The organism is Chromobacterium sp. FG89 (assembly GCF_057808735.1).
On sequence record NZ_JBMDIQ010000007.1, the window covers coordinates 23,399 to 49,201 of the forward strand.

General features: G+C 65.6%; 23 protein-coding genes. 16 read left to right on the forward strand and 7 right to left on the reverse strand.

The window, feature by feature from the left end:
• The 12 genes from ACODRW_RS08825 (at position 1) to prmB (ending at position 12,247) form a co-directional block, all read left to right on the forward strand.
• A complete protein-coding gene (locus ACODRW_RS08825; protein ID WP_488905563.1) occupies positions 1-1,599 on the forward strand; it encodes a glycosyltransferase family 2 protein in 1,599 nt (532 codons plus the stop codon).
• Positions 1,596-2,606: a hypothetical protein gene (locus ACODRW_RS08830; protein ID WP_488905564.1), complete on the forward strand. Its 1,011-nt coding sequence runs from the start codon at positions 1,596-1,598 to the stop codon at positions 2,604-2,606. Before ACODRW_RS08825 ends, ACODRW_RS08830 begins: the two co-directional genes overlap by 4 nt.
• The gene (locus ACODRW_RS08835) at positions 2,603-3,571 is read left to right on the forward strand and encodes a hypothetical protein (RefSeq protein WP_488905565.1); all 969 of its coding nucleotides are present in this window, start codon (positions 2,603-2,605) and stop codon (positions 3,569-3,571) included. Before ACODRW_RS08830 ends, ACODRW_RS08835 begins: the two co-directional genes overlap by 4 nt.
• Positions 3,568-5,445, forward strand: coding sequence for a polysaccharide deacetylase family protein (locus tag ACODRW_RS08840; protein ID WP_488905566.1), 1,878 nt, complete (start codon positions 3,568-3,570; stop codon positions 5,443-5,445). Before ACODRW_RS08835 ends, ACODRW_RS08840 begins: the two co-directional genes overlap by 4 nt.
• Entirely contained in the window at positions 5,435-6,265 is an 831-nt protein-coding gene (locus tag ACODRW_RS08845; protein ID WP_488905567.1) for a YaiO family outer membrane beta-barrel protein, read from the forward strand. Before ACODRW_RS08840 ends, ACODRW_RS08845 begins: the two co-directional genes overlap by 11 nt.
• Positions 6,262-7,047: a hypothetical protein gene (locus ACODRW_RS08850; RefSeq protein WP_107798918.1), complete on the forward strand. Its 786-nt coding sequence runs from the start codon at positions 6,262-6,264 to the stop codon at positions 7,045-7,047. The genes ACODRW_RS08845 and ACODRW_RS08850 overlap by 4 nt, the downstream gene beginning before the upstream one ends.
• A gap of 243 nt (positions 7,048-7,290) precedes the next feature.
• Positions 7,291-7,566, forward strand: a complete 276-nt coding sequence (locus tag ACODRW_RS08855) for a recombinase RecA (protein ID WP_488905568.1) — start codon at positions 7,291-7,293, stop codon at positions 7,564-7,566.
• A gap of 166 nt (positions 7,567-7,732) precedes the next feature.
• On the forward strand, positions 7,733-8,302 hold the full coding sequence (locus ACODRW_RS08860; RefSeq protein ID WP_488905569.1) for an aminodeoxychorismate/anthranilate synthase component II: 570 nt from the start codon (positions 7,733-7,735) through the stop codon (positions 8,300-8,302).
• Positions 8,302-8,697 carry a lysozyme inhibitor LprI family protein gene (locus ACODRW_RS08865; protein ID WP_488905570.1) on the forward strand — a complete coding sequence of 132 codons (396 nt, stop codon included), beginning with the start codon at positions 8,302-8,304 and terminating at the stop codon, positions 8,695-8,697. The genes ACODRW_RS08860 and ACODRW_RS08865 overlap by 1 nt, the downstream gene beginning before the upstream one ends.
• A 58-nt stretch (positions 8,698-8,755) precedes the next feature.
• A complete protein-coding gene (trpD, locus tag ACODRW_RS08870) occupies positions 8,756-9,784 on the forward strand; it encodes an anthranilate phosphoribosyltransferase (RefSeq protein ID WP_107798912.1) in 1,029 nt (342 codons plus the stop codon).
• A gap of 69 nt (positions 9,785-9,853) precedes the next feature.
• Entirely contained in the window at positions 9,854-11,230 is a 1,377-nt protein-coding gene (locus ACODRW_RS08875; RefSeq protein ID WP_488905571.1) for a phosphomannomutase/phosphoglucomutase, read from the forward strand.
• Positions 11,231-11,332: 102 nt separating this feature from the next.
• A complete protein-coding gene (prmB, locus tag ACODRW_RS08880) occupies positions 11,333-12,247 on the forward strand; it encodes a 50S ribosomal protein L3 N(5)-glutamine methyltransferase (RefSeq protein WP_107798910.1) in 915 nt (304 codons plus the stop codon).
• Between the two features lie 265 nt (positions 12,248-12,512).
• Here prmB and ACODRW_RS08885 read toward each other — a convergent pair whose 3' ends face one another.
• From ACODRW_RS08885 to ACODRW_RS08900, 4 genes are all read right to left on the reverse strand, one after another.
• Positions 12,513-13,253, reverse strand: coding sequence for a hypothetical protein (locus ACODRW_RS08885; protein WP_253313656.1), 741 nt, complete (start codon positions 13,251-13,253; stop codon positions 12,513-12,515).
• Between the two features lie 6 nt (positions 13,254-13,259).
• Entirely contained in the window at positions 13,260-13,811 is a 552-nt protein-coding gene (locus ACODRW_RS08890; RefSeq protein WP_227103273.1) for a neutral zinc metallopeptidase, read from the reverse strand.
• Between the two features lie 206 nt (positions 13,812-14,017).
• A complete protein-coding gene (locus ACODRW_RS08895; RefSeq protein ID WP_107798907.1) occupies positions 14,018-14,647 on the reverse strand; it encodes a LysE/ArgO family amino acid transporter in 630 nt (209 codons plus the stop codon).
• Positions 14,648-14,716: 69 nt separating this feature from the next.
• A complete protein-coding gene (locus tag ACODRW_RS08900) occupies positions 14,717-17,107 on the reverse strand; it encodes an EAL domain-containing protein (RefSeq protein ID WP_107798906.1) in 2,391 nt (796 codons plus the stop codon).
• A 189-nt stretch (positions 17,108-17,296) separates the two neighbouring features.
• Here ACODRW_RS08900 and ACODRW_RS08905 point away from each other — a divergent pair, with 189 nt between their 5' ends.
• Together ACODRW_RS08905 and ACODRW_RS08910 are read left to right on the forward strand one after the other, a co-directional pair.
• Complete coding sequence (locus ACODRW_RS08905; protein WP_488905572.1) at positions 17,297-18,187, forward strand: LysR family transcriptional regulator ArgP; 891 nt, start codon at positions 17,297-17,299, stop codon at positions 18,185-18,187.
• Between the two features lie 130 nt (positions 18,188-18,317).
• Positions 18,318-18,746 (forward strand): cytidine deaminase, encoded by a 429-nt coding sequence (locus ACODRW_RS08910; protein WP_107798904.1) that lies wholly within the window; start codon positions 18,318-18,320, stop codon positions 18,744-18,746.
• Positions 18,747-18,753: 7 nt separating this feature from the next.
• On the opposite strand, the gene ACODRW_RS08915 is transcribed toward ACODRW_RS08910, so the two are convergent.
• Positions 18,754-19,647 carry a TraB/GumN family protein gene (locus tag ACODRW_RS08915; protein ID WP_488905573.1) on the reverse strand — a complete coding sequence of 298 codons (894 nt, stop codon included), beginning with the start codon at positions 19,645-19,647 and terminating at the stop codon, positions 18,754-18,756.
• A 259-nt stretch (positions 19,648-19,906) separates the two neighbouring features.
• On the opposite strand from ACODRW_RS08915, the gene ACODRW_RS08920 reads away from it, so the two are divergent.
• Entirely contained in the window at positions 19,907-21,451 is a 1,545-nt protein-coding gene (locus ACODRW_RS08920) for a tyrosinase family protein (RefSeq protein ID WP_488905574.1), read from the forward strand.
• Positions 21,452-21,457: 6 nt separating this feature from the next.
• Positions 21,458-22,240 (forward strand): copper chaperone, encoded by a 783-nt coding sequence (locus ACODRW_RS08925; RefSeq protein WP_488905575.1) that lies wholly within the window; start codon positions 21,458-21,460, stop codon positions 22,238-22,240.
• Between the two features lie 98 nt (positions 22,241-22,338).
• On the opposite strand, the gene ACODRW_RS08930 is transcribed toward ACODRW_RS08925, so the two are convergent.
• On the reverse strand, positions 22,339-23,958 hold the full coding sequence (locus ACODRW_RS08930) for an NAD(P)/FAD-dependent oxidoreductase (protein WP_107798900.1): 1,620 nt from the start codon (positions 23,956-23,958) through the stop codon (positions 22,339-22,341).
• Between the two features lie 134 nt (positions 23,959-24,092).
• Positions 24,093-25,727, reverse strand: coding sequence for a methyl-accepting chemotaxis protein (locus tag ACODRW_RS08935; RefSeq protein ID WP_107798899.1), 1,635 nt, complete (start codon positions 25,725-25,727; stop codon positions 24,093-24,095).
• Positions 25,728-25,803: the final 76 nt, after the last annotated feature.

The window sequence follows — 25,803 nt, forward strand, 5'->3', positions numbered from 1 at the left end:
ATGGCACCGCGAGCCCTGCTCTGGCTGATCCTGCTGATTTTCTGTTCGCCGGCCTGGTCCGCCAAGGAGCCGGCCGCCGCCGGCCATCACGCTTCCCGGCGCGGCGCGGCCGCGTCGTCGGAAAGCCGGGCCGCCATGGAGGCGCTGCCCATGGACCCGGACGCGCTCCCCGCCGCCGTCCGTCCCTCCGTCAGCATCAAGGGGGCGTCGGACAACGTCGACCTGCGCCATACCCAGCAGCTGATCCTGGATCAGATCGAAGAAGCGCGCCGCCGCACGGTCAGCCAGGAGGACGACCCTCTGCTGCTGCGCGCCAGCGCCCAACCCTTCATCTGGCCCTTGCGCGCGCTGAACATGGTGCTGTACGGCGTGGTGCTCCTGATCATGGTGTACGCGGCGCGGCATATGGCCTTCACCTTGAACCGGCTGTTCGGCCATCAGCGACATCCTTATCTGGACATTGAGACGGCGCATTGGCCCAAAGTCACGGTCTTCATCGCGGCGCACAACGAGGAGGCCGTGATTGCCGATGCGATGGAGGCCTTGCTCGAGTCCGACTACCCGCCGGGGCAAATGATCATCATGCCGGTCAACGACCGCTCGACGGACGGCACCCGCGCCATCATAGACCGCATCGCGGCGCGCAGGCCGGACGTGATCAGGCCGTTTCACCGCAGCCAGGGCAAGCCCGGCAAGGCCGCGGCGCTGAAGGACGCGACGGCCTTGATCGACACCGAGCTGTTCATCGTCTTCGACGCCGATTACCTGCCAAGCCGCGGCTTGCTCAAGCAATTGATCGCACCGTTTTTCGATCCCGAGGTCGGCGCGGTGATGGGCCGCGTGGTGCCCTTGAATCCGGGCGCCAATCTGCTGACCCGCATGCTGGACATGGAGCGCGCCGGCGGCTATCAGGTGGACCAGCAGGCCAGGATGAATATGAAGCTGGTGCCGCAGTACGGCGGCACGGTCGGCGGCATCCGCGTCGCCGCGCTCAACAGCGTGGGCGGCTGGCACGACGACGTGCTGGCCGAAGACACCGATCTGACCTACCGGCTGCTGATCGGCGGCTGGCTCACGGTCTACACCAATCGCTCCGAGTGTTACGAGGAGGTGCCGGAAAGCTGGCCGGTGCGCATCCGGCAATTGATGCGCTGGACGCGCGGCCACAATCAGGCGCTGGCGCGGCACGTCGGCCGCCTGCTGAGCACCCGCGGGGTGCAAAAGCGGGAAAAACTGGACGGGCTCCTGCTGCTGGGCACTTACGCCATGTCCCCGCTCTTGCTGCTGGGCTGGGCCATTACCCTGCTGCTGTTCTTTTTCGACAGCATGTTGCCGTCTCCCGGCGTGCTGCTGATCCTGGCCCTGGTCTGCTACAGCGCGATGGGCAATTTCGCCGCCTTCTTCGAGATCGGCGTCGCCTGTTATCTGGACGGCAACGGCAAAAGGCTGCGCATTTTGCCTTTCGCCATTCTGGGTTTTCTCATCAGCCTGGTCACCATTTCCCGCGCCACGCTGCAGCAGTCGCTGATCGAACCCTTCAAGAAGAACAGAACGCTGCACTGGGACAAAACCAAGCGTTATCGGAGGCAGCCGGGATGATGGCCTTGATCTATATCTTGGGCGTCGCGCCGCTGGTCGCCCTGCCGCTCTTGCCCGGCCTGCTGGAATTGCTGCGCAAGACCGACACCTCCGCGCTGGGCATCAACCGGCTGCATATCGGCACAGCCAACGTCTTCGCCCGCAACTACCGGCAGCGGCTGGACGCGCTGGACTCGGGCGAATGGCGGCAAGACTGGAACGCCCGCCTGGAAGCCCTCGGACAAACACCCCGCCCCGTCGTGGACGAAGAAGTCTTGGCCGCGGGCGCGTTGCGCATCCCCGCCCACTTCAGCTTTCTGAAGGAAATCCATTGCGATGACGACATCGCCACCGGACCGGGCGCGATCTTGCGCAGCGTCCTGGCCGACGGTGAGCTGAGCCTGGGGCGAGGCAGCTCCATCCTGCGCTGGGCCGGCGCCCGGAACGTCCGCATCGAACCGGACAGCCAGCTGTTCGGACGGGCCGTGGCGGAGGAGACGCTGGACATTGCTGGCCCCATCCTGTTCCAACGCATCCAAGCCGCAAGCATACGCCTGGGAGACGCGCCGCCGCAGCAGGCCGCGGCCGGGCCGCTCAGGGAGGTGGACATCGGCGGCTTGCCCGCGACCCATCCCTTTAACGCGGAAATGCGCCGCGCGGTGGTGGACGGCGATTTCCAGTTGCCGGCAAACAGTTTGTTGCGCGGCCATCTGGTGGTGCGCGGCGGCTTGCGCATCGGCGCCGGCTGCCGGATAGAAGGCAGCGTCAAGGCCAGCGGGCCGGTGCGCCTGGCCCGCGGGGTAGTCGTGACCGGCGCCGTCGTATCCGACCACTCCATCATCTGCCGGGAACACTGCCAGCTGCTGGGCCCGGTCGTGGCGGACCGGCTCGTCGCCATCGGCGCCCATTCCGCGCTGGGCGCGCCGGACGCGCCCAACACCGTTTCTTCGCGCCGGGTTTTGCTGACGCCGCCTCTGCGCGCGCACGGCACCATCTGGGCCCGCGTCCGCGGCAAGGCGCGCGGATGATGAAGCGTCTCTATCTGCTGCTGGCCTTGTGCTGCGGGGCGGGACAGGCCGCAGCCGGCCTGCTCAGCTGGCCCGGCTATCAAGACGAGGACGGTGCCATCCTGCTGCAAGCGCATGGTCGCCATGTCGACCCTTATTTCGCGATGAAAGCCTTGCTGACGGCCGACGAACTGGGCCTGTCCATCGCCTCCGCCGCGGACGCCTGGACGGCGTGGCTGGCGCCCAGACAGGAAAGCAACGGCAGTTTTCCCCGTTTCGAACGCCAGGCCGACGGCGTTTGGCGTCGGGCGGCCGACGCCGACGCCGACGACTCCACGCTGGCCATGTGGATTTCATTGCTGAGCCGGCGCTACCGGCGACAAGAAATGCCGCCGGCCCTGCAGGCCTCGCTGGCGCGCGCCCGGCGCGCGCTGTGGCGGCTGAGGCAAGCGCGCAGCGGCGTTTACGATTACACAGCCGGCGCCAAGCTGGCTTACCTGATGGACAACGTCGAGGTCTACGCGGCGCTGCGCGACGACTGCGTCAACGCCGGCGCCAGCTGCCGGAGGATGCGCCAGCTGGCCGCGGCGCTGCCCAAGACCTTTTGGGAGGCGAAAACCCGGCGTTGGCGCGTCGCCAGCCGCGACATCCCGCCCATCGCCTTCTACCCGGAAGCCGCCGCGCAACTCTTCCCCGACATGGCGGATTTGCCGGCGATGCCCGGTCAAGCCTCCTTCGACGCCTGGCTGCGCGGCGAAGGCCGACCCTGGCTTGTCCAGGACAAGGCTCATCTGGACTTTCCCTGGGGCGTGCTGGCCCTGGCCGCGCTGAGAGGCGGCCGCGAGGACGCGGCGCGCGCCTGGCTGCGACAGGCGGCGCCGGCGCGCGGAACGCCGCGCTGGAACGTGCTGGAGGAAGCGGTTTTTCAAGGATTGACGCACCGCCTGGCGACAGCGGCGGAGCAAGAGCAAAGGCAGGAAGAATGAACAAGATTCGATCATGTCCTCTTTGGGTGTTCATCATCCTATTGCTTGGACTATTGCTGGCGGCAAGCGCGATCTGGCACAAGCTGAGCGCAAGCCGGACGCCGCCGCCCAGGGCCTTCATCGCCCTGTTGCTGCCCGACAAGCCGGCCAGCAACAAATACGCGCTGGCCTGGCAGGACGCGGCCAACGAAGGCGGCGTGGCGATGATGCAGATCACCGCCAGCCAATTGGTGGACATGGAGCCGGAACAACGTGCCCGCATCCGCGGCATCATCTTGCCGGACACCATTCACCGCCATGTCGACGCGGCGCTGGCCGGGGTGCTGGAGGAATACGTGCAGGCGGGCGGCGCCTTATGGATCAATTACGACGCCGCCAGCGAAAACGCCGGCGGCCGTTTTCTGGACAAGCCGACGCTCGCTCGCATGGTGGGCGTGGATTATCTGCTGTACCGGGAACTGGGCAAGCAGATGGTGCGCAGGGACCTGATGCTGATGTCGCCGTCCGCGGTGGCCGAACTCGGCATCACTCCCGGCCGCTTCCAGCCCTATGCCGGCGGCAAGCCCTCCTTGCTGCAGGCCTCGACCTACGGCTACGACCAGGCCGCCTTCAGTTATCTGGCGACCCGCGGTTCTTTCCAGGGACGGGTGCTGGCCGAAGGCCCGGACGGCACCTTGATTGCCGGCCTGCGGGATTACGGCCGCGGCAAAGTCTTGTTCGTCAATCTGCCGGTCACCTTTCTCAAGATACGCACCGACGGCCTGTGGCTGCAGTCCTATCTGAACTTTTTCAATACGCGGGTGCTGCATCTGCCTCAGCTCGCCTCGGTGCCGGACGGCGTCGGCGGCCTGGTGATGAACTGGCACGTGGACGACGCCAACGCCATCCCCTATCTGGACCTGCTGAAAAAACTGGGCTTTCTCGAGCAAGGCCCCTATTCCGTCCATTTCACCACCGGTCCGGACACCAATCAGCCCGGCGACCGCCGGGGCATGGACCTTGCCCATAACGCGCAAGCCCAGGACTGGGTTCGCCGCTTGCGGGCGCTGGGTTACGACATCGGCGCGCACGGCGGCTGGATGCACAACTACTTCGCCTTCAACATCAACGAGCACAACGGCAAGCAGTGGGCGTCCTATCTCGCCAACAACAAGCAAGACCTGGAAAACCTCACCCAGCAAGCGCTCACCGAGTATTCGGCGCCCAACGGCCACCATCCGGACTGGGTGACCGCCTGGCTGCGCCAACACGGGGTGCTGGCTTATTACTATGTGGGCGATCTGTCCATGGGCCCCACCCGGACCTATATCGACCCCGCCGACATGCATGGCCGGCCCTGGGCCTTCCCGGTATCGGCCAACGGCGGCATCGCCTCCTTCGAAGAAGCGGTGCGCAATAAGCTGCCCAGCGAGCAAATGACGCTTTGGCTGCAGGACATGACCCGCTTCGCCGTGCAACAGCGGGTGGCGCGCCTGGTCTATTTCCACCCGCCGGGCGTCTACTTCTATCAGCAGACGGTCAAGCAATGGCTGGCTCAAACCCGGGCGCTGCGCGACCAGGGCGTCTTTCACTGGTACACGATGACCCAGCTATCCCACTTCCTGTCCCAGCGCGAACTGACTCAATGGCAAGTCGCGCCGGCGGAAGGCCGGGACGCGTCCTGGGTCAGCGTGAGCGCGCACAACCCAGGCAGCCTGGCGCGGCAAAGCTGGCTGCTGCCCAAAAGCTCGGCAAAACCGGTGCTGCGCTCCGGCAAGGCGGAAATAGAAGCGCTGCCGGACGCCTGGCGCGTCAGCGCCCAATCCGGGCAGGACCTGCGCTTTGACTATCTGCAAACAACGAGCGACACGACGGAGACCCGCCATGCTCAGTAAACCACTCGCCCACCTCTGCCTATTGGCCTGCTGCCTTGCCGGCCAAGCCCGCGCCGACGAGGCCGCCGCCGATGTCGAGATGGAAGCCTCGACGCCGGAGCCGTACTCCTGGGCGCGCAGCATCGAAGTCGGCGGACAGCATTCCAGCCTCACCGCAAACAATCCCGCCTGGAACGGCGTCTATCTGTCCGGGGTATGGCAAACCGACGCCGGCAACGTCTTCGACTGGATCGCGGAGCAGGACAGCCGTTTCGGCGAACACGGCATCGCCTTGAACGCGGGCTGGAACCACGACATCAACCCGGACTGGTACAGCCGGCTGGAATTGGGGCGCAGCAGCAGCGGCACCTTCTGGCCCGGCACCCATTACGGCGCCGCCCTCAACCGCAAATGGCTGCCCGGCCGCAACCTGGTCAGCACCTTCGGCCTGGCCTACAACGACAACCGCCAAGGCTATAGCGACCGCATTCTGACCCTGGGCATGGCTTATTACTTCGACTCGCCCTGGGTGGTGGAAGGCGGCGTGCACCGCACGCTGAGCAATCCCGGCAGCGTGAGTTCGATGCAGGCTTACGGCGCGGTGACCTATGGACGCGACCGCTGGCGCCTGATCACCCTGGCCGTCAACGCCGGCGGCGAGGGCTATATGCCCATCGGCGTCGATCAGCCCAAGCAAAGCTTCGACAGCCAGCTCTATCAACTGAGCTGGAGGGAATGGATAGGCCGGCATTGGGGCATCCATGTCGGGGTCGAGCGCTACCACAGCCCTTATTACGACCGCTCCGGCATCACCACCGCCGTGTTCTGGAACCTGCCATGAGCCTTCAAGAACGTCTGCAACACTTCAAGGCGGTCCGCCACACCGGTCACGGCGGCGAGCGCATCTCCCTGCACCGGGCCATGCGCACCGAGCCGTTCCGGCGTCTGCGCTGGCTGGAGATCCTAGGCTTGCCGCTGCTGTTCAATCTCTTGCTGCTCGCCTTCCTGCCGCAGACGCTTGCCTTTTGGCAGGCGGTTACGGAGTGGAGCATCGCGGCGACCGGCGTGCCCGCCCAGCTCTCCCGCCTGGAGATACTGGACGGGCGGATACCGGGTTTATGGCTGCCGTGGCTGGATCTGCCGGCCTCGGTGCCCTCGTTCTGGCAATGGTGGAGCAATGGGCTTGCCGGCTTGCTGCTGCTGTTGCTGTCGTTCTTGATCAGTCCGGAAAACATGCCGCTGCGCTATCTGCTGCGCTTGTTCGTCATCATCCAGGCTTGCGCCTGCGTGTACTTCGCCTTCTTGCCGGCGGCCTTCAGCCACTCGCTTCCCGAATATCACAGCTCCTGCCTGACCTTTGTGCTGACCTTGCTGTTCTTGATGCCCTGGGTGCACGCGCTGACCTTTCACGTGCTGGAAAAGCCGCTCTGGCACAAGCTTGCCCTGAGCGGCGCGTCCCTCGCCTACCTGTTGCTGGAAGCGCCGCTGCATTATTTCGCCGCCGCCTTGGTGCTGCATTACGGCTCGCTGCTGTTCATGCCCCTGCTCTTCATACTGGGCAGCCTGATGATGGAAGTCATGATGATGATTGCGCTGTACGCCTGGGCGATGAGTTGGGAATAAGAACCTGTTTACGATCCGCTGCGCGTCGTGAAACGTGACACGGCGAGTACCGCTTCGAAATGCTCACCTACCCCTTGTACATTTCGCTTTCTCAGCCGTTTTCGCCTTGTCTCGCTCTTGCTCGCGAGATCGTAAACACGTTCTAAGAGCGGCATCGGCGCGAAACATCTCCGCCGCCTCTCATTCAAACCGCGCCGCGCGTGTATCCTGTGAGGCGGACCGCAATCAAGACCGGGAGGCCGCATGGGTTTCAGCGCAGAGGAGAAAGACAAGATGGTGGCTTTGAAAGGCGTGGGCGCCACCGTGGTTTCAAGGCTGGAGCAAATCGGCTTTTCTTCCTTGCCGCAACTGGCGGACCAGGACCCGGCCTTGCTGACCCGCCAGATCGCCGACATGATGGGCTCCAGCTGCTGGCACAACAGCCCGCAGGCCAGGGCCGCGATCCAGGCCGTCGTCGATCTGGCGCGGGCGGAGCGCGGCCAGGCCGCGGCGGCGGACCTTGACCCGATCGCCGAATAGGCAGGCCGCCAAGCTAGCTGCGCACTTTTGCCCGATCCGGTATATTGATTCTCATGCTCCAACCGCCTCCCCGTTCGGCCCGTGCTCAAACGCGCGGACGCCTCCGGAGGCATCAAATAGCTGGCAAACCCTTTAAGGCCAGTGAAATCAAAGGTTTAAGCCAAACATGCTATTGATGATCGACAACTACGACTCCTTCACCTACAACCTGGTCCAGTACTTCGGCGAACTGGGCCAGGAGGTCAAGGTGTTCCGCAACGACGAAATCGGCTTGCAGCAAATCGAAGCGCTGCAGCCCAAATACCTGGTGATCTCCCCCGGCCCCTGCACGCCCAACGAGGCCGGCGTATCGGTGCCGGCCATCCGGCACTTCGCCGGCAAACTGCCCATCATGGGCGTATGCCTGGGCCATCAGGGCATAGGCCAGGCTTTCGGCGGCCACATCGTCCACGCCAAACAACTGATGCACGGCAAGGTGTCGCCGGTCAAACACCGCGATGTCGGCATGTTCCGCGGCCTGCCCAATCCCGTGACCTGCACCCGCTATCACTCGCTGGTGATCGAGCGCGAGACGCTGCCGGACTGCCTGGACGTCACCGCCTGGACCGACGACGGCGAAATCATGGGCGTGCGCCACAAGACGCTGCCGATCGAAGGCGTGCAGTTCCACCCGGAATCCATCCTCACCGATCATGGCCACGCGATGCTGGACAACTTCCTGAAAGAGTTCGCCTGATGAAGAGGATGTTGATGCTGAGCGCCGCACTGACTCTGTCCAGCGCGGCGCAGGCCGGCGCGCTGGACGACTGCATGCGGGCCGAGGCGCAAAGCCCGGCCGTGTCCGTCTGTCTGCAACAGCGCTTGAGCAAGGCCGAGACCGAGCTGACCCGCGGCGAGAACCAGGCCGCCGCGGCGATGCGCGAACTGGACCAGATCACCGGCAACCGCTACCGCGCCCGGCTGGCGCTCAGCCAATCCGGCCGCGCCTTCAAGACCTATCTGGACAAGCAGTGCCGCTGGGTGGCCAGCAGCTACGCCAGCGGCAACGGCGCGGATCAGGCGCGGACCGCCTGCCGCGTCGATCTGATCGAGCAGCGCCTCTCCCAACTGGCGGCGCACGCCGGCAATTGAATCACCGGACGGCGAGCCTTCGCGCGACGCCGCCCACGCAAGCAAAAGGACTCCCCCGATGATTACCCCGCAGGCCGCGCTGAACCGTCTGATCGACGGCAACGAGCTGTTCTATGACGAAATGCTGGACTTGATGCGCCAGATCATGCGCGGCGAACTGACGCCGGCGCAAACCGCGGCCATCCTGATCGGCCTGCGCGTCAAGGTGGAGTCGGTGTTGGAAATCGCCGCCGCCGCCACGGTGATGCGCGAGTTCGCCACCCCGGTGCCCATCAGCCAACGCGACCACCTGGTGGACACCTGCGGCACCGGCGGCGACAAATCGCATACCTTCAATATCTCCACCACCTCCGCCTTCGTCGCCGCGGCGGCCGGCGCCCGCGTGGCCAAGCACGGCGGCCGCTCGGTGTCGTCCAGCTCCGGCAGCGCCGACGTGCTGGAGTCGCTGGGCGTCAAGCTGAGCTTGAACGCCGAGCAAGTGGGCCGTTGCGTCGACGAAATCGGCATCGGCTTCATGTTCGCCCCCAACCACCACACCGCGATGCGCCACGTGGCCCCCATCCGCAAGGAGCTGGGCGCCCGCACCATCTTCAACATCCTCGGGCCGCTGACCAATCCAGCCGACGCCGAAAACCAGTTGATGGGCGTGTTCCACCCGGACCTGGTGGGCATCCAGGCGCGGGTGCTGAAACAGCTGGGCAGCCGCCACGCGCTGATCGTGCACGGCCTGGACGGCCTGGACGAGTTGACCCTGTCCGGCCCCAGCATGGTGGCTGAACTAAAGAACGGGCAAATCGAAGAGTACGAGCTGGACCCGCGCGAACTGGGCCTGGACTTCGCCGAACTCAAGCAATTGCGCGCGGACACCGCCGCCGCCTCGCGCGACATTCTGCTGTCGGTGCTTGACGGCCAAGCCGGCCCGGCGCGCGACATCGTCTGCCTCAACGCCGCCGCCGCCATCTACACGGCCGGCGTTTCCCCTACCCTGGCCGACGGTGTTACCATGGCGCGCGAAGCGCTCGACTCCGGACAGGCGCGCGCCAAGCTGGACCAATTGATCAGCCTGAGCGCCGCGCTGGCCGCCTGAGCCCCTAATTTCCGACGCGGAGCGCCGCCGCTCCGCGCGCCTCTTTCATTTCGATTGCATAAGAACGCCATGAGCAAACTGTCCAAAGACATCTTCAAGGCCTATGACATCCGCGGCATCGTCGGCAAGACTCTGACCAATGAAGTCGCCCGCCAGATCGGCCAGGCCGTCGGGTCCGAAGCCAAGGCCCGCAAAGTGAAAACCGTTGTGGTCGGCCGCGACGGCCGCCTGTCCGGCCCGGATCTGTGCCAGGCGCTGGCCGAAGGCATCCAGGCCGCCGGCGTCGACGTGATCGACGTCGGCCGCGTCGCCACCCCCATGCTGTACTTCGCCGCTCACGAGCTGGGTTCGGTGTCCGGCGTCATGGTCACCGGCAGCCACAATCCGCCGGACTACAACGGCTTCAAGATGATGCTGGCCGGCAACACCCTGGCCGGCGACGACATCCAGAAGCTGTACCAGCGCATCGTCGACGGCGATCTCGCCAGCGGCGAGGGCGGCTACGGCACCCACGACATCGCGGAAGCCTATCTGGACCGCATCACCTCCGACATCAAGCTGGAGCGCCCGCTCAACATCGTGGTGGACTGCGGCAACGGCGTGCCCGGCGCTTTCGCCCCGGTGCTGTTCCGCCGCCTGGGCTGCCGCGTGCGCGAGCTGTTCTGCGACGTGGACGGCAATTTCCCCAATCACCACCCGGATCCGGCCAAGCCGGAAAACCTGCAGGACGTGATCGACGCGCTGCAGAAGACCGACGCCGAAATCGGCCTGGCCTTCGACGGCGACGGCGACCGCCTGGGCGTGGTGACCAAGGACGGCGCCATCATCTGGCCGGACCGCCAGCTGATGCTGTTCGCCGCCGACGTGCTGGAGCGCAACCCCAAGGCCAAGATCATCTACGACGTGAAATCCACCCGTCTGCTCAAGCCCTGGATCAAACAGAACGGCGGCGTGCCGGTGATGGCGCGCACCGGTCACAGCTTCATCAAGGCCAAGATCAAGGAAACCGGCGCGCTGCTGGCCGGCGAGATGAGCGGCCACGTCTTCTTCAAGGAGCGCTGGTACGGCTTCGACGACGGCATGTACGCCGGCGCCCGCCTGCTGGAAGTGCTGTCCCGCGTGGACGACCCGAGCGAACTGCTCAACGCGCTGCCCAATGCGGTGTCCACGCCGGAATTGAATCTGAAAATGGCCAAGGAAGGCGAAAACCACGCCTTGATCGCCAAGCTGCAGGCTTCCGCCCGCTTCGACGGCGCCGAAGAGGTCAACACTCTGGACGGCCTGCGCGTGGAATACAAGGACGGCTTTGGCCTGGCGCGCGCCTCCAACACCACGCCGGTGATCGTGCTGCGCTTCGAGGCCGACAACGACGCGGCGCTGGAACGCATCAAGGGCGACTTCCGCCGCGTGCTGGGCACCGCCACCGACGCCAAGCTGCCGTTCTGACGCCGACGGCCCAGCCACATTGACCGCGCTCCGCGCGAGCGCGAACCCACACCGCCGGGGACATGGCCGCCGCCATGTCCCTGTTGTATTGAAAGGAAAACCATGTACGCCCAGGCTGCATCCAGCTTCAACACCTTGCGCGACCTGCTGCGTTTCGCCGTGTCCCGCTTCAACGACGCCGGCCTGTTCTACGGCCACGGCACCCAGAACGCCTACGACGAAGCCGCCTATCTGACGCTGTCCGCGCTCAAGCTGCCGGTGGACCAGCTCGAGCCCTTCCTGGACGCCAAGCTGCTGCCCACCGAGGTCAAGGACGTGATCGACATGATCGAGCGCCGCGCCGAACAGCGCGTGCCGGTGGCCTATCTGACCCACGAAGCCTGGCAGGGCGATTTCAACTTCTACGTGGACGAACGCGTGCTGGTGCCGCGCTCCTTCATCTACGAACTGCTGGGCGAGCCGCTGCAGCCGTGGATCGAACACCCGGAGCTGGTCCAACGCGCGCTGGATCTGTGCACCGGCTCCGGCTGCCTGGCGATTCAATTGGCTCACCACTACCCGGACGCGGAAATCGACGCGGTGGACATTTCGCTGGACGCGCTGGAAGTGGCGGCCATCAATGTGCAGAACTACGGCCTGGACGAGCGCGTGCAGCTGATCCACACCGATATGTTCGAGGGCATCGAGGACAAGTACGATCTGATCATCTCCAACCCGCCCTATGTCGACGCCGAATCGGTGGACGCCTTGCCGCCGGAATACCTGCACGAACCGGAACTGGCGCTGGGCTCCGGCGAAGACGGCCTGGACGCCACCCGCGAAATCCTGCGCCGCGCGCCGGACTTCCTGAACGACAAGGGCGTGCTGCTGGTGGAAATCGGCCACAACCGCGACATGCTGGAAGAATGCTTCCCCACCCTGCCCTTCATGTGGATGGAAACCGAAAGCGGCGACGGCTTCGTCTTCCTGATCACCCGCGAGGATCTGGTGGCCGGCCTGGCCGCCGACGCGCAGTAAAAACGTGTCAAAGTCCGCTGCGCTCCAGCGGAATTGTTGGACAAGGGCGTGGAAAACGCCAAGCTTCGGCTAGGAACCTGTTCATAGTCTGCTGTGCTTCGGCGATACGGCGTTGAAAACATCCTCAAAATGCTCATGTACCACTTGTACATTCCGCTTTTTCGCTTGTTTTCGCCTTGTCTCGCCATTGCTCGCGAGACTTTGAACAGGCTCTAAGGAGAAAACCGGCGACCCCCTTGCGGATGTCGCCGGTTTTTTGCGACCGCTAGCCCTTGGACTGAACCGCGCCCGGATGCAGTTCGCGCCAGATCTGCTCGGCCCGCTCCGCCGCCGCGGCTTTCTGCCCGGCGTTCAACTGCCGGTAGTCCTTGGTGGTCAGAAACCAGTCCGCGCTCAGCGCGTCCCCGGCTCGCCGCGCCACCAGATTCCAGGCCGCGGCCTCCAAGGGCTGCCGCTCCAGCAGATAACTCTCGGAGATCATCGCCGCCGCATGCCGGTTGCCCAGCCGATACGCTTGCTGCAAGGCGGCGCGCGCCTCCTCGCGGTAACGCATCTCCGGCTCGAAGCCCGGCCGCTGCGGCTTGCCGTCCAGCTCGAACAAATAGCGTTCGGCCAGATGGGTCAGGGCCTGGACATTGCCGGCGGCGGCCAGCTTGCGCAAGTCGGCCAGGGACATCCGGTAGAAGCGCTCGTCGATGGCATAGCCCAGCTGGCGCAAGGCCTGCTTGCGCTGGCGTTCGGCCTTGCTCTCCGGCAAGGGCTCCGCCGGGGCCGCGGCCGGCGGCGGGCCGTCGCCCACCGCGAAGCTCAGGCCCTGGTAAGCCCGCGCCGGACCGGCGCCCTTGGCCGGCGCGGCAGTCCCCGACTGAGCGGCGACAAAGGCCGCAGGAGCCTCCGGCGCCGGCTCGCTCAGACCCAGCCGCGCGCGGACCGGCTCAGGCAGGCTGAGCCAGGCCAAGCCCAGCAAGGCCAGCCCGCCGGCCAGCCCCCACGCTCGCTTGCCCATTATCGATCAGATCGAGTTCAGGCAAGCGTTGAGGCCGTTGGCGTGGCCGTAGCGCGAATAGTAATCGCGCTGCGACGGCGTGCCGTGCTCGCCGTAATCGGCGGCGTTGCGCGCCGAAGCCACCGCGTTCTCGATGAAGCTCGGATAACGCAGATTGGTTTCAGCGTACTTGGCGAAAGTGCCGCCCACGCAGTCGGCCTGCAGCTCCTGCATCGGCGCCTGGCGGTAGATGTTATGGGTGAACTGGATGGAATGGCCCCATTCGTGCGCCAGGATGAACTTGGCCACATAGTTGCCATAGCTGTTTTCCTGCTGCTGCAGGAAGCCGGTGCCCACGCTGATGGTGTAAGGACCGCACGCCATCGCGCTGAGTTGAGGCTCGCGGCAGGCATACTGGTTGACGTAGACCGTCGGCCGCGCGTAGCCGCCGAGGAAGCCGCGGATCTCATTGGCGCTGGACTGGATATAACTGTTGTTCACCGGGGCTGCCACCACCGGGGAAGACAGACCGCCCAACACGGAAACCGCCATCAGACTGGCTTGAATCAAAGCTTTCATGACTAACTCTCCTTATGTTGTTCACAACGGAGATTTAGTTATGGTAAATGATTTGGTATTTACAAAGTTATTTTGCAATTCCAAATGAATATTTACGCAGTGAAAAATTACCTTGTCACGACAAACCGCATATGAAAAAGTGACGGGTTGCCCAAAAGCAAGCCGTCACTTTCAAAAAACCGCGCGTCAAACGCCGTCTCAGCCGCTCAGGCCATCCCTTCAAAGCCGTAATTGCGCAACAACATGAAGGCGGTGAACAACATCACCAGACCGATCACGCAATCCAGCACCCGCCAGCTTTGCGGCCGCTGGAACAAGGGGGCCAGCTTGCCGGCGAAGCAGCCGATGCCGCCGAACCACAGCACCGAGGCGCTGAGGCTGCCCAAGAGGAAGGACGGCGCGGCGCTCTCGCCGTAGATGGCGGACACGCCGCCGATCAACACCACGGTGTCCAGCCAGGTATAGGGATTGAGCAGAGTCACCGCCAGCACGGTGCGGATGGCGCGCTTGCGGTCCCGCTCCACGCCGCCGGCCAGCGACATCGCGCCCGGCGTCAGCGCGGAACGGAAGGCCTTGTAGCCCAGCCACAGGATGAAGCCCGCGCCCAGCCAGGTCACGGTGACGATGAAGCCGGGAATGGCGTTGAGCAGCTTGCCCACCCCCATCACCCCGCAGGCGATCAGAAACACGTCGGCGACGATGCAGATGACGATGATGGGCAGGATGTGGCTGCGGCCTATGCCCTGCCGCAGCACGAAGGCATTCTGCGGCCCAATGCCGACAATCTGCCCGATGGATAGCCCAAGGGCAGACAGATAAACGCTGAAGTTGAACACGTACCGCTCCCGGAAAGTTTGGACACAGACTAAGGGAGCGACGCATCAAAGTAAAACTAATAAAAATTATTATATATAAGCTGAATTAATACTTACCCGCCGCTCCCAATCCGCGATCCACGCCGGCAAGTGCTTGGGGTCCACCGGAGGCGAAATCTCGTAGCCCTGCCCGTCCAGGCAGCCTATCTCCAGCAGACGGTCCCAGATCGCCCGGCTCTCCACCCCCTCCACCACCAGCTTGCGGCCGGTGTAATGAGCGAAGGACACCATGCTGCGGATGATGGCCTCGTTGCCCGGCGTATCCAGCAGCAGCCGGACAAAGCGCTGATCGATCTTGATGGTGTCGAAGGGCAGCTGCTGCAAATGCACCAGCGAGGACGCGCCGGTGCCGAAATCGTCCAAGGCGATGGACAGGCCCAGGTCGCGGCAATGCTCCAGCTTGGCGGTGATCTGCTCCGCCTCCTGCTGGGTCACGCTCTCCAGCACCTCCAGCTCCAGATAACCGGCCGGCAAGGGGTAGGCCTGCAACAAGGCCTGGATGCCGGGCACGAAGCCCTCGTGTTTCAAGGTGATGGCGGACAGATTGACGCTGACCGGAATATGGCGGCCGTCCGCCAGCCATTCGCCGGACTGGCGCAAGGCCTCGCGCAGCACCCACCAGTCCAGCTCCCGCATCAGATCGGTGTTTTCTATCGCCGGGAAGAAGGCGCCGGGCATTTCCAGCCGGCCGTCCCGGCGCCAGCGCACCAGCGCTTCCACGCCCTCGATGCGGTTGTCGCGCAGATTGATCTTGGGCTGGTAGAACAGCGCCAGTTCATCGCGGGCGATGGCCACGGCGAAGGCGTTGCGCACCGCGTGCATGTGCTGGATTTCTTCGTCCATGGTCACATGGTAGTAACGGCAGTGGCCGCCGCCGGCTTCCTTGGCCCGACTCAGCGCCAGCTCGCCGCGCCGCAGCAGCGCCGCGGCGTCGCTGCGCCCGTTCACCGGCTCCACCACGATGCCCATGCTGCAACGGGTGTGGATCACCACCCCCATGCAGTCCACCGGCTGCTGCAGACTGCCCATCAGGCTGTCCACCAGTTGGTCCAGCTGCTCGTGACGGTCGCTGCAGGCGACAAAGCGCGAAGCGCCCACCCGGCCGACGTAGCCATAGGGATAGATGCAGCGCCGCAACCGGTTGGCCACCTCGCACAGCACCGCGTCCCCGCCCTCGTGACCCAGGCGGGCGTTGATTTCGTGAAAGCCCTCGATGGACAGCACCAGCACCGCCAGCCGCGCGTTGGCGCGGCGGATCTGCAGCTGCTTGTTGATGTGCTCCTTCATCAGGTGCCGGTTGGGCAGGCCGGTCAGCGGATCGTGGAAGGACAGGAAGGCCAGTTCGGATTCGGCGCGATGGCTGCGCTCCAGCGCGTCCTGGCGCTCCAGCGCGCGGCTGATCTCCCGCGCCATGGTGTCCACCAGCGCCACCTTGGTGTCGTCGAAAAACCCCGGCTGGCCGGAGTAAAGCGACAAGGTGCCGATCACCTGCTCGCGCAGCGTCAGCGGCGCCACCAGCGCGCTGCGCACATTCCTGGCGTTGAGCACCCGCATCCACGGCTGCATCGACGGGTCTTCGCCGCAATCGTTGACCACCTGGACCGCCAGGCCGCGGATGGCCCGGCCGCTGGGGCCGCGGCCATGCAGGCTTTCGGACAGCGCGGAGACTTGCAGCCGGGGAATGAAGGCTTCGGCGTGAACGCCGGCCATCGCCGCCGGACGCACGCACTGGGAGTCGGCGTCCAAGAGGCCCACCCAGGCATGGGAGAAATCGCCCTCGCGGACGCAGACGTCGCAAATCGCCTGGAACAGTTCGCGGCGCTCAGAGCAGCGCACCAGGGCCATGCTGACCCCGCTGAGAGTGGCGTACAGGCCGGACATGGTCTGCAAATGGCGGTGCTTGCTGTCCACCGCCTCCTGCAAGGACTGCTGGTGGCCGTGCAATTGCAGCATCTGGTCCAGCAGAATGCGCTTGCGCAAGAGCCGCGACAGCGCGGCAAGCTCGTCCAGGGCCAGCCCGGCCTCGGTCAAGCGCGCCAGGAAATGCGCCTGGCAGCGCTCGTAAGCGCCCACCACCCACATCAGGCCCACGCCCAGCTGGCGCATCAAACGCCCTTGCTCCACCACGCGCCGGGCGGCGCGTCCGTTGACCGGGCGGGTCAGCATCCGCTCGCAATACTGCAATAAGGCGTCCACCAGCGAATCGATGCCGCCCGGCAGGCGCTCGCTCAGCAGCGCCAGCGTGTCCGGGCATTTCATCGCATACCAGTAGAACTCCTTGCCCAAGGCCTCCTTGCGCGACAACAACAACGGAGCATGGGCGCTGAGCGTCGCCATATGATCCGCCCGAACTCCGATAAAACGGCACATGCCATCCAATAGTGCCTTATTATCTGCTTGCATCTTCAACATGCCTGTCATTGGCCATGAGCCGCCGGCGCCAGCCGATCAGAACCGTCGCCGCCAGCCGCTCTAATTATTTTTATGCCGCCACCGCGTGCAGGCAAACCTTTGCACCGTCCGTGTTCGGACGAAGCAGCACAACATGCCATAGGTGGCGGCGATAAGGCAAGAAACACCGTGGAATTATCACGGCAAGGACGTAAAAACATGCTTGATCCGAAACAACTGGAAACCTTATCGGCCGTCGCCGAAACCGGAGGCTTCGACAAGGCGGCCAAAAAGCTGTTCCTGACTCAGTCCGCCATTTCTCAACGCATCCGCCAGCTGGAAGAACAACTGGGCCAGCCGGTGCTGACCCGCACCATCCCGGCCGAACCCACCGAGGCCGGCCGCCAGCTGCTGCAATACTTCCGCCAGATCAGCCTGATGGAAAACCAGCTGATGAACACCCTGCTGCCCAGCGGGCCGCGGCCGGAGTTCACCACCCTCGCCATCGCCGTCAACGCCGACAGCCTGGCCACCTGGTTCTTGCAGGCGGTGCAGCCGGTGCTGGACAGCCAGCCGGTGCTGCTGGACATCATGGTGGACGATCAGGATTACACCCATGAGTTGATGCGCGCCGGCCACGTGGTCGGCTGCGTCAGCACCCGGCCGCAGCCTATCCAGGGCGGCGACAGTCTGTTCCTGGGCCATATGCGCTATCTATGCGTCGCCACCCGCGATTTCGCCCGCCGCTACTTTCCGGACGGCGTCACCGAAACGGCGCTGGCCGCCGCGCCCACCATTCTGTACAGCCGCAAGGACGACGTGCATCGCGAATTCCTGCTGCACACCGTGTCCTATCACGGCGGCTTCCCCTATCTGACGGTGCCCACGCCGCAGGGCTTCGTCGAAATCACCCGCCAGGGCCTGGCCTACAGCCTGCTGCCCGAACTGATGCTGGAAGACGACATCGCCTCCGGCCGGCTGATCGACCTGTTTCCGCAGCAGCATCTGGACATTCCGCTGTATTGGCACCACTGGCGGGTGGAGTCGGCCTTGTCGCAGGCGCTGGCCGACGCGATGGCGCTGCATTGCCGGGACCACCTGCGCCAATGACCAGTCGGCGCCGCTTGCGCCGGAGCGGACGCCTCTGCTGTACTGAAGCCGGACGCGCGCGCCGCGGCGGGATATTGACAGCCCGGCCGCGCGCGGCGCAACATGCCACGCCAACCGCAACGGAGGCAATATGACCGGCAACACACCCAACAACGAGCAATGGGCCGAGTTGGAAATGGCCGCCCGCCTGGCGGCTCGCCAGGCTTATGTCCCTTACAGCAAGTTCGCCGTCGGCGCCGCCATTCTGGACGGCGCCGGCAAGATCCACATTGGCTGCAATGTGGAAAACGCCTCCTACGGCCTGACCAATTGCGCCGAGCGCACCGCGATCTACGCCGCGCGCGCCAACCACGGCATCCAGGATGTCCTGGCGGTCTGCATTTACACCCCCACCGCCACGCCTACGCCGCCCTGCGGCGCCTGCCGCCAGGTGCTGAACGAATTCGGCCCGTCCATGCGCGTGCGCGCCATCTGCGACGGCGAGGATCAGATAGACACCACGCTGAAAGTGCTGCTGCCGGGCGCTTTCGGACCCAAGAACCTCAAGGACGCGAGCTAAAGCCCGCTCACGGCGCGCGCGGCGCCGGCCTCAGCTGGTAGCCGCGCTGCCGCAGCTGGCGCACCAAGCCCTGGGGGCCGGCCAGATGCAGCGCGCCCACCGCCACGAACAGCCGCTTTGAAGCCGCCCAGTCGTCTATGCGGCGCGCCATCGCCAGATTGCGGCGGTCCAGCATTTCATGCTGGGTCCAGGCGCTGAGCCGCGGATAGCCGGGCAGCGCCACCAAGGCCTGCAAGGCGTCCAGATCGCCGCGCTCCCAAGCTGAAATCAAATCCCGGTAATAACGATCCGCCTCCTCCGCGCCCTGCCATTCGGCGCTCTGACGCACCCATTCGCGCAGCGCCGGCGCCGGCATCTCAAACAATAAACGGCTCTGCTGGCCGGCCGTTTCCAGGGCCAGCACCGGCCGCCTGGCCGCGCGCGCCATCTCCAGCAACATCGCTTCGCGGCTGTGCTGCGCCTGCTGCCCCATGCGCTGGTATTCCCGCAGCGCCAGCTGCATCAGCCACAGGCTGGGCGCCAGGCCGCGCGCCTGCTCGCGCGCCACGCCCATCTGATCCAACTGGCTCAGCAAGGAGTCCCGGCTGGCGGCGTCCAACTGCCGCCACTGCCTGGGCGCGGCGGCGCCGGCCAGCGCAGTCACCTCGGCCACCGCCGCCTCCGCCGTCGGGTCCAATTCCAGCACCAGCACGTCGCTGGCGCTCAGCGCCTGTTCCAAGCCCCAGTCCGGCGCGTCGGAACCGGGCCGGCCCACATGCATGGTGCCGTACAGATAATGGGTGCGGCCCTGCTTGCTGAAGGTGAACAAGGGGCCGTAGGCCGGCGCCGCCGCGGCCAAGGCCGCCGGCAGAAGCCAGCACAGCGCCAGCCAGACGCCCCAAAGGCAATGCCATCGTTTCATGTCTGCGATCCAAATCAAAACCGGTCAAGGATACCAGCTTGGCGCCTTCCCGCCGGCGCGCTTTCAAGCCCTTGCCGCGCCCAAGCCCAGCCACTTGCAAGCGGCGCTTCAAATAAGTAATTGCCCCGAGGCAAAAACTGTTCTTTAGGACAGTTCGAAAGCTTTGCGGTTTGCTAATCCGAATACACCGCCTCACCGCCAGCCTTAGCCACTCCCGCCTCGGCCGCGCCGGAACGGCGTTCGCATCGAGGAGAACGACATGGCTCGCGTCCGCAAAGACATCTTGAAAATGAGCAATCCCTGGGACCCCACCGTGCTGTGGTACGCGCGGGCGGTGCGGGAAATGCAGAAACGCCCAATCAAGGACCCCACCAGCTGGCGTTACCTGGCCGCCATCCACGGCTTCGATTCCCAGCTCTGGCAACAACACGGTTATCTGCAAGCCGGCGAAGCGCTGCCCAGCGCCGCCGATCAGAACACCTACTGGCGGCAATGCCAGCACCAGAGCTGGTATTTCATGCCCTGGCACCGCGGCTATCTGGCGGCCTTCGAAGCCATTGTGCTGGCGGAGATCGTCAAGCTGGGCGGCCCCGCCGACTGGGCCTTGCCCTATTGGAACTACAGCGACGGCGCCAACGCCAAGGCGCGCGACCTGCCCACCTGTTTCCAGTCCAAGACCTTGCCGGACGGCGGCGCCAATCCCTTGTGGCTGGCCCAACGCTACGGCTGGAACAACCAGCCCAATCACATCACGCTGCGCCCGGAAACCGTGCAGCTCACCGCCTTGAAGGACGCGCAGTTCATCGGCACCGCCAACGGCATTCCGCCGGGCTACGGCGGGCCGCAAACGCCGTTCTGGCACGGCGGAGGCAATAGCGGCGGGCTGGAAAACCTGCCGCACAATCCGGTGCACACCAATATCGGCGGCCGCAACGGCCTGATGTCAGACCCCGACCTCGCCGGCCTGGACCCGGTGTTCTGGATCCACCACTCCAATATCGACCGGCTGTGGCAGGTATGGCTCAATCGCAATCCCGGCCACAAAAACCCCAGCAACGACAATTGGCTGGAAGGCCCGGTCAACCGCAAGTTCGCGATGCCGCGCCCCAACGGCAGCGGCTACACCTTTGTCGCCAAGGACATGCTCAACACCCAGGCGCCGAACCTGAACTACGTCTACCAGGACGTATCGGACCCTCTCGGCGGCGCCAGCCGTGTCGCGCAGCGCATGCAGACGCTGGCGGCCATCCATCCCGACACCGCGGCGGCAAACACCATGGAGAACAATCCGAAAACCGAACTGCTGGGTGCCAACGCCGCGGCGATCAAACTGGGCAACAGCACCGTCCACGCGCAGATGCAGCTGGACGACGACGCCAAGAACAAGGTGCTGAGCAGCTTCCAGGCCAGCCAGGCCGCCGCCCGCCAGTTCAAGGCCCAGCCAGACGCCGCGCCGCAAGAGCCGGACCGCGTCTTTCTCAGCCTGGAGAACATCCGCTGCAAAGTGGACGGCGGCACGTTCAACGTCTACGTCGGCCTGCCCCAGGGCGCCGACCCGGCGCAACACCCGCAGAACCTGGCCGGCACCATCGCGCTGTTCGGCGCGCGCAAGGCTTCGCTGGCCGAGCACGGCGGCAACGGCGTCAGCCAGACGCTGGAGATCACCGACATCGTGGACCGCATGTGTCAAAGCCAGACGCTGGACACGGCGCCGATGGGGGTGCAATTGGTGCCGGTGTCCGACATCGAGGACGACGACGAGGTGACGATAGGCCGCATCAGCGTCTACCGCCACGGCCAGTAAGCGTCCATGCCGGTCAAGACCCTGATCGCCGCGCTGCGGGACACGCCCTGGCCGCTGTGCTGCGCCAGCCTCTTGGGCTGGCTCGGCCTGATCGTCCTGGAGCGGCGGCTGACCGCGCCGGGCTATTGCGGCGCCTGGGTTCTGGAGCGTCCCGGCGGCGGCTGGGACGCGCTGACCGGCGCGCTGTGGCTGAACCCGCCGGCGCAATGGCTGCCGTCCTGGCTGTTGATGCTGCTGGCGATGATGGCGCCGCTGCTGGCCGACCCGCTGCGGCAACTGTGGCTGCGCAGCCTGGCGCGCAAGCGCGCGCTGGCGCTGGCCATGTTCTGCTGCGGCTATCTAGTGCCCTGGCTCGTCGCCGGCCTGCTGCTGCACCTGCTCGGCCTGGCGCTGCTGACCTTCAGCGCCGCGCCGTGGCAGGCCTTCGTCGTCGCCTGCGGCGTCGCGGCGCTCTGGCAGGCGGCGCCGCAGCGGCTGCGCTGCCTGCAAGCCTGCCACCGCCAGCCCAGGCTGTCGCCGTTCGGCTGGCCGGCCGCGCTGTCGGCGCTGCGCGCCGGCCTCGCCGCCGGCCTCTGGTGCGCGGGCGCCTGCTGGGCCTGGATGTTGCCGCCTTTGCTCGCGGGGCCAGGGCATCTGCCCTTGATGGCGGCGATCGGCCTGTGGCTGCTGCTGGAACGCCGCCGGCCGGAGGGCGCGCCGCCCTTGTTGTCCATCCCCAAAGCTTTGCGCCCAGGCGGGCGCGAGCGCCCGGCCGGCGGCGTGAAAGGCCATGCGGCGGGAAGTCCCTAGCGCCAAAGACAACGGCCCGCGATTGCGGGCCGTTTCAGCGCGTCCTCAGCCAAGCGGCGGATTCAAGGCATTGCGGCAATGACCCCTAAACGCCTTCCTTAACGGCGCTCCGCCGCGATGGCCTGCGCCACCGCCTCCGCCACCTTGATGCCGTCCACCCCGGCGGACAGAATCCCCCCGGCGTAGCCGGCGCCCTCGCCGGCCGGGTACAGGCCGCGCACGTTCAAGCTCTGGCAATCCTCGCCGCGGGTGATGCGCAGCGGCGAGCTGGTGCGGGTTTCCACCCCGGTCAGCACCGCGTCGTGCATATCGTAGCCGCGGATTTTCTTGCCGAACTCCGGCAGCGCCTCGCGCATCGCCGCGATGCAATAATCCGGCAAGGCCGCGGCCAGATCGGTCCAGTGCACGCCGGGTTGATAGGACGGCGGCACCGAACCCACCTGGGTGGACGGCTTGCCGGCCAGGAAATCGCCCACCAGCTGCGCCGGCGCTTCGTAAGTGCCGCCGCCCAGCACATAGGCGCGGCTTTCCAGCTCGCGCTGGAAGGCGATGCCGGCCAGCGGATCGCCCGGATAATCGTCCGGACCGATGCTGACCACCAGGCCGGAATTGGCGTTGCGCTCGGCGCGCGAGTATTGGCTCATGCCGTTGGTCACCACGCGGCCCTCTTCCGAGGTGGCGGCCACCACCTGGCCGCCCGGGCACATGCAGAAGCTGTACACCGCCCGGCCGTTGCCGGCGTGGTGCACCAGCTTGTAATCCGCCGCGCCCAAGAGCGGATGGCCGGCGTATTTGCCCCAGCGCGCCTTGTCGATCAGCGTCTGCGGGTGTTCGATGCGGAAGCCCACCGAGAACGGCTTGGCTTCCATATACACGCCGTGGCCGTGCAGCATCTCGAAACTGTCGCGCGCGCTGTGGCCCAGGGCCAGCACGATGTGATCGGCGCGGATCTGCTCGCCGCTGGCCAAGGTCAGGCCGCGCGCCACTTTGCGCCCGTCCGGACCGTCTTCCAGATGAATGTCGGCGACACGCTGCTGGAAGCGGATTTCGCCGCCCAGCTCCTCGATCTCGGCGCGCATTTTTTCCACCATGCTCACCAGGCGGAAGGTGCCGATATGCGGCTTGGCCACGTAGAGGATTTCCTCCGGCGCGCCGGCTTTGACGAACTCGGTCAGCACCTTGCGGCCCAGATGACGCGGGTCCTTGATCTGGCTGTACAGTTTGCCGTCGGAGAAGGTGCCGGCGCCGCCTTCGCCGAATTGCACATTGGACTCGGGGTTCAAGACCTTGTTGCGCCACAGGCCCCAGGTGTCCTTGGTGCGCTCGCGCACCTTCTTGCCGCGCTCCAGCACGATGGGCTTGAAGCCCATCTGCGCCAGCAGCAGCGCGGCGAAGATGCCACAGGGGCCGAAACCCACCACCACCGGGCGGCGCTCCAGGTTTTCCGGCGCCTGCCCCACATAGTGATATTGGGTGTCCGGCGTCGGCATCACGTGCTTGTCGGCCTTGAAGCGGGCCAGCAGACGGGCTTCGTTGGCCACGTCGATGTCGACGATGTAGGCCAGGTTCATCATGCCCTTGCGCGCGTCGTAGCTGCGCTTGAAGACGACGACCTGGCGGATGTCCTGCTCCGGCACGCCCAGATAAGCCGCGATCGCGGCGTTCAGCTCTTCCGGGGCGTGTTCCAGCGGCAGTTTCAATTCGGTAATGCGCAACATCTTGAATTCCAGTACGGGTTGGTGTCTATTCAACGAGGCGGTATTGTAGCGGCAAACCGCTCTTAACCCTATCGCCAAGACGCAAACTTCCCGTAAGAATCTGTTCGCCGGCCTGCCGCGCGCCGTCTACCGCGCTACACCTGGAATCCGGCCACCGTCTGCCGCAGGCCGCCGGTCACCTCGTCCATGCTCTGAATGCCGCTGGACGCCTGGGTGGCGGCGGCGGCGTTGCCGGCGGCCACCTGGGCGATCTGCTCCACGTGGCGGGCGATGTCCTGGCTGGCCACGCCTTGCTCCTGCAGCGCATGGGAGATATCGCGCACCACTTGCACCACCTGGCCGGCGCTGCCGCGGATTTGCTGAATCATCTCCCCGCCCTGCTCGGCCAGCGCCAGCCCGGCGCGCACCCGCTCCACGGTCTGGCTCATATTGGCGCGCGACTGGTCGGAGCTGAGCTGGATCTCGTCTATCATGCCGGCGATCTCCTCGGTGGCCTGCGCGGTGCGTTCGGACAGTTTGCGCACCTCGTCCGCCACCACCGCGAAACCGCGGCCGGTTTCGCCGGCGCGCGCCGCCTCGATCGCCGCGTTCAGGGCCAGGAGATTGGTCTGATCGGCAATGTCCTTGATCACCTGCATGATGCTGGAGATGGTGGCGGTCTTGTCCGCCAGCGCCGAGATCGCCCCGGCGGTGAGGTCCACCGTCTCGCTGATGCCCTTCATCTCCGCCACGGCCTTGGCGATCACTTCGCCGCCCTCGTCCGACAAGCTGCCGGACTGCTGCGACACCTGGCGCGCGTCCTGCGCGTATTGGGAGATGTGGTTGATGCTCACCGTCAGCTCTTCGATCGACGCCGCCATCGAAGTGGCGCTCTCGCTTTGCTGCTGGGAGTTGTCCGCCACCGCCTGCGCGCCGGTCACCACCTCCTCGCTCAGCCGCCCCAGTTCGCCGGCGCTGGCCACGATGTCGGCCACCATCTGCCGCAAAGCCTGCTGCATATGGGCGATATTGGCCATCAGGCTGTCCGCGTCGCCCGCCCGCACCGGCACCGGCACATCCAGCCGCCCGCCGGCGATTTCCCGCACCACGGCCGCGGTCTGCGCCGGCTCCGCGCCCAATTGCCGCATCACGCTGCGGAACAGCCACCAGCCCAGGCCGCCGCACACCGCGGCGATCAGCAGCACCTGGACCGCCACGCCCAGCAATTGCACGCGCAAGGCCGCCCAGACGTCGTCCATATACAGGCCGGTGCCCACCACCCAGCCCCAGCGCGGGCTGGACTGCAAATACGCCAGCTTGGGCTGCGGCTCCGCCGAGCCGGGCTTGTCCCAGACGAATTCCGCGAAGCCCTTGCCCTGCCCCTGCCTCAGGGTCTGGTCGAACTTATCGCCCAGGCTGCTGCCGCTGGAATCCTTGACCGCGTGCATGTCCTTGCCCACCAGCTTGGGGTTGACCCCGTGCGCCAGCCAGACCAGTCCCTTGTCCAGGGTGAAAAAATACTCCTTGCCGGCGAAACGCAGCCGGGTCAGCGCCAGCAGCGCCTGGCGCTGCGCCTCCGCCTCCGGCATGGCGCCGGCCGCCGCCCGCTCTTCGTAATTGGCCACCAGGCTCAAGGCGTTCTCCACCTGGCCGCGGATCAGATCCTGCCGGTCCGCCATCATTTGCTGATGCATGCTGCGCAGCACCAGGCCGCCCAGCAGACAAGTCAACGCGATCACGCTAAAAATCAATAACAACAAACGCTGCTTCAAGGAAAGGCCCGCTTGCATGATGTCTCCAAAAATCGCTGACGAGGCGGCAAACCGGGTCGCAGGCATGCCGCGGCGGTCCGGTTTATTCGCTGGT

Bases quoted from the DNA above. Each gene is read 5' to 3' on its own strand.
- ACODRW_RS08865 (WP_488905570.1), top strand. From the start codon at position 8,302: ATGAAGAGGATGTTGATGCTGAGCGCCGCACTGACTCTGTCCAGCGCG.
- ACODRW_RS08875 (WP_488905571.1), top strand. From the start codon at position 9,854: ATGAGCAAACTGTCCAAAGACATCTTCAAGGCCTATGACATCCGCGGC.
- ACODRW_RS08935 (WP_107798899.1), bottom strand. From the start codon at position 25,727: ATGCAAGCGGGCCTTTCCTTGAAGCAGCGTTTGTTGTTATTGATTTTT.
- ACODRW_RS08830 (WP_488905564.1), top strand. From the start codon at position 1,596: ATGATGGCCTTGATCTATATCTTGGGCGTCGCGCCGCTGGTCGCCCTG.
- ACODRW_RS08835 (WP_488905565.1), top strand. From the start codon at position 2,603: ATGATGAAGCGTCTCTATCTGCTGCTGGCCTTGTGCTGCGGGGCGGGA.
- ACODRW_RS08915 (WP_488905573.1), bottom strand. From the start codon at position 19,647: ATGAAACGATGGCATTGCCTTTGGGGCGTCTGGCTGGCGCTGTGCTGG.
- prmB (WP_107798910.1), top strand. From the start codon at position 11,333: ATGTACGCCCAGGCTGCATCCAGCTTCAACACCTTGCGCGACCTGCTG.
- ACODRW_RS08905 (WP_488905572.1), top strand. From the start codon at position 17,297: ATGCTTGATCCGAAACAACTGGAAACCTTATCGGCCGTCGCCGAAACC.
- ACODRW_RS08840 (WP_488905566.1), top strand. From the start codon at position 3,568: ATGAACAAGATTCGATCATGTCCTCTTTGGGTGTTCATCATCCTATTG.
- ACODRW_RS08825 (WP_488905563.1), top strand. From the start codon at position 1: ATGGCACCGCGAGCCCTGCTCTGGCTGATCCTGCTGATTTTCTGTTCG.
- ACODRW_RS08910 (WP_107798904.1), top strand. From the start codon at position 18,318: ATGACCGGCAACACACCCAACAACGAGCAATGGGCCGAGTTGGAAATG.
- ACODRW_RS08890 (WP_227103273.1), bottom strand. From the start codon at position 13,811: ATGAAAGCTTTGATTCAAGCCAGTCTGATGGCGGTTTCCGTGTTGGGC.
- ACODRW_RS08845 (WP_488905567.1), top strand. From the start codon at position 5,435: ATGCTCAGTAAACCACTCGCCCACCTCTGCCTATTGGCCTGCTGCCTT.
- ACODRW_RS08850 (WP_107798918.1), top strand. From the start codon at position 6,262: ATGAGCCTTCAAGAACGTCTGCAACACTTCAAGGCGGTCCGCCACACC.
- ACODRW_RS08900 (WP_107798906.1), bottom strand. From the start codon at position 17,107: ATGACAGGCATGTTGAAGATGCAAGCAGATAATAAGGCACTATTGGAT.
- ACODRW_RS08855 (WP_488905568.1), top strand. From the start codon at position 7,291: ATGGGTTTCAGCGCAGAGGAGAAAGACAAGATGGTGGCTTTGAAAGGC.
- trpD (WP_107798912.1), top strand. From the start codon at position 8,756: ATGATTACCCCGCAGGCCGCGCTGAACCGTCTGATCGACGGCAACGAG.
- ACODRW_RS08930 (WP_107798900.1), bottom strand. From the start codon at position 23,958: ATGTTGCGCATTACCGAATTGAAACTGCCGCTGGAACACGCCCCGGAA.
- ACODRW_RS08925 (WP_488905575.1), top strand. From the start codon at position 21,458: ATGCCGGTCAAGACCCTGATCGCCGCGCTGCGGGACACGCCCTGGCCG.
- ACODRW_RS08920 (WP_488905574.1), top strand. From the start codon at position 19,907: ATGGCTCGCGTCCGCAAAGACATCTTGAAAATGAGCAATCCCTGGGAC.
- ACODRW_RS08860 (WP_488905569.1), top strand. From the start codon at position 7,733: ATGCTATTGATGATCGACAACTACGACTCCTTCACCTACAACCTGGTC.
- ACODRW_RS08885 (WP_253313656.1), bottom strand. From the start codon at position 13,253: ATGGGCAAGCGAGCGTGGGGGCTGGCCGGCGGGCTGGCCTTGCTGGGC.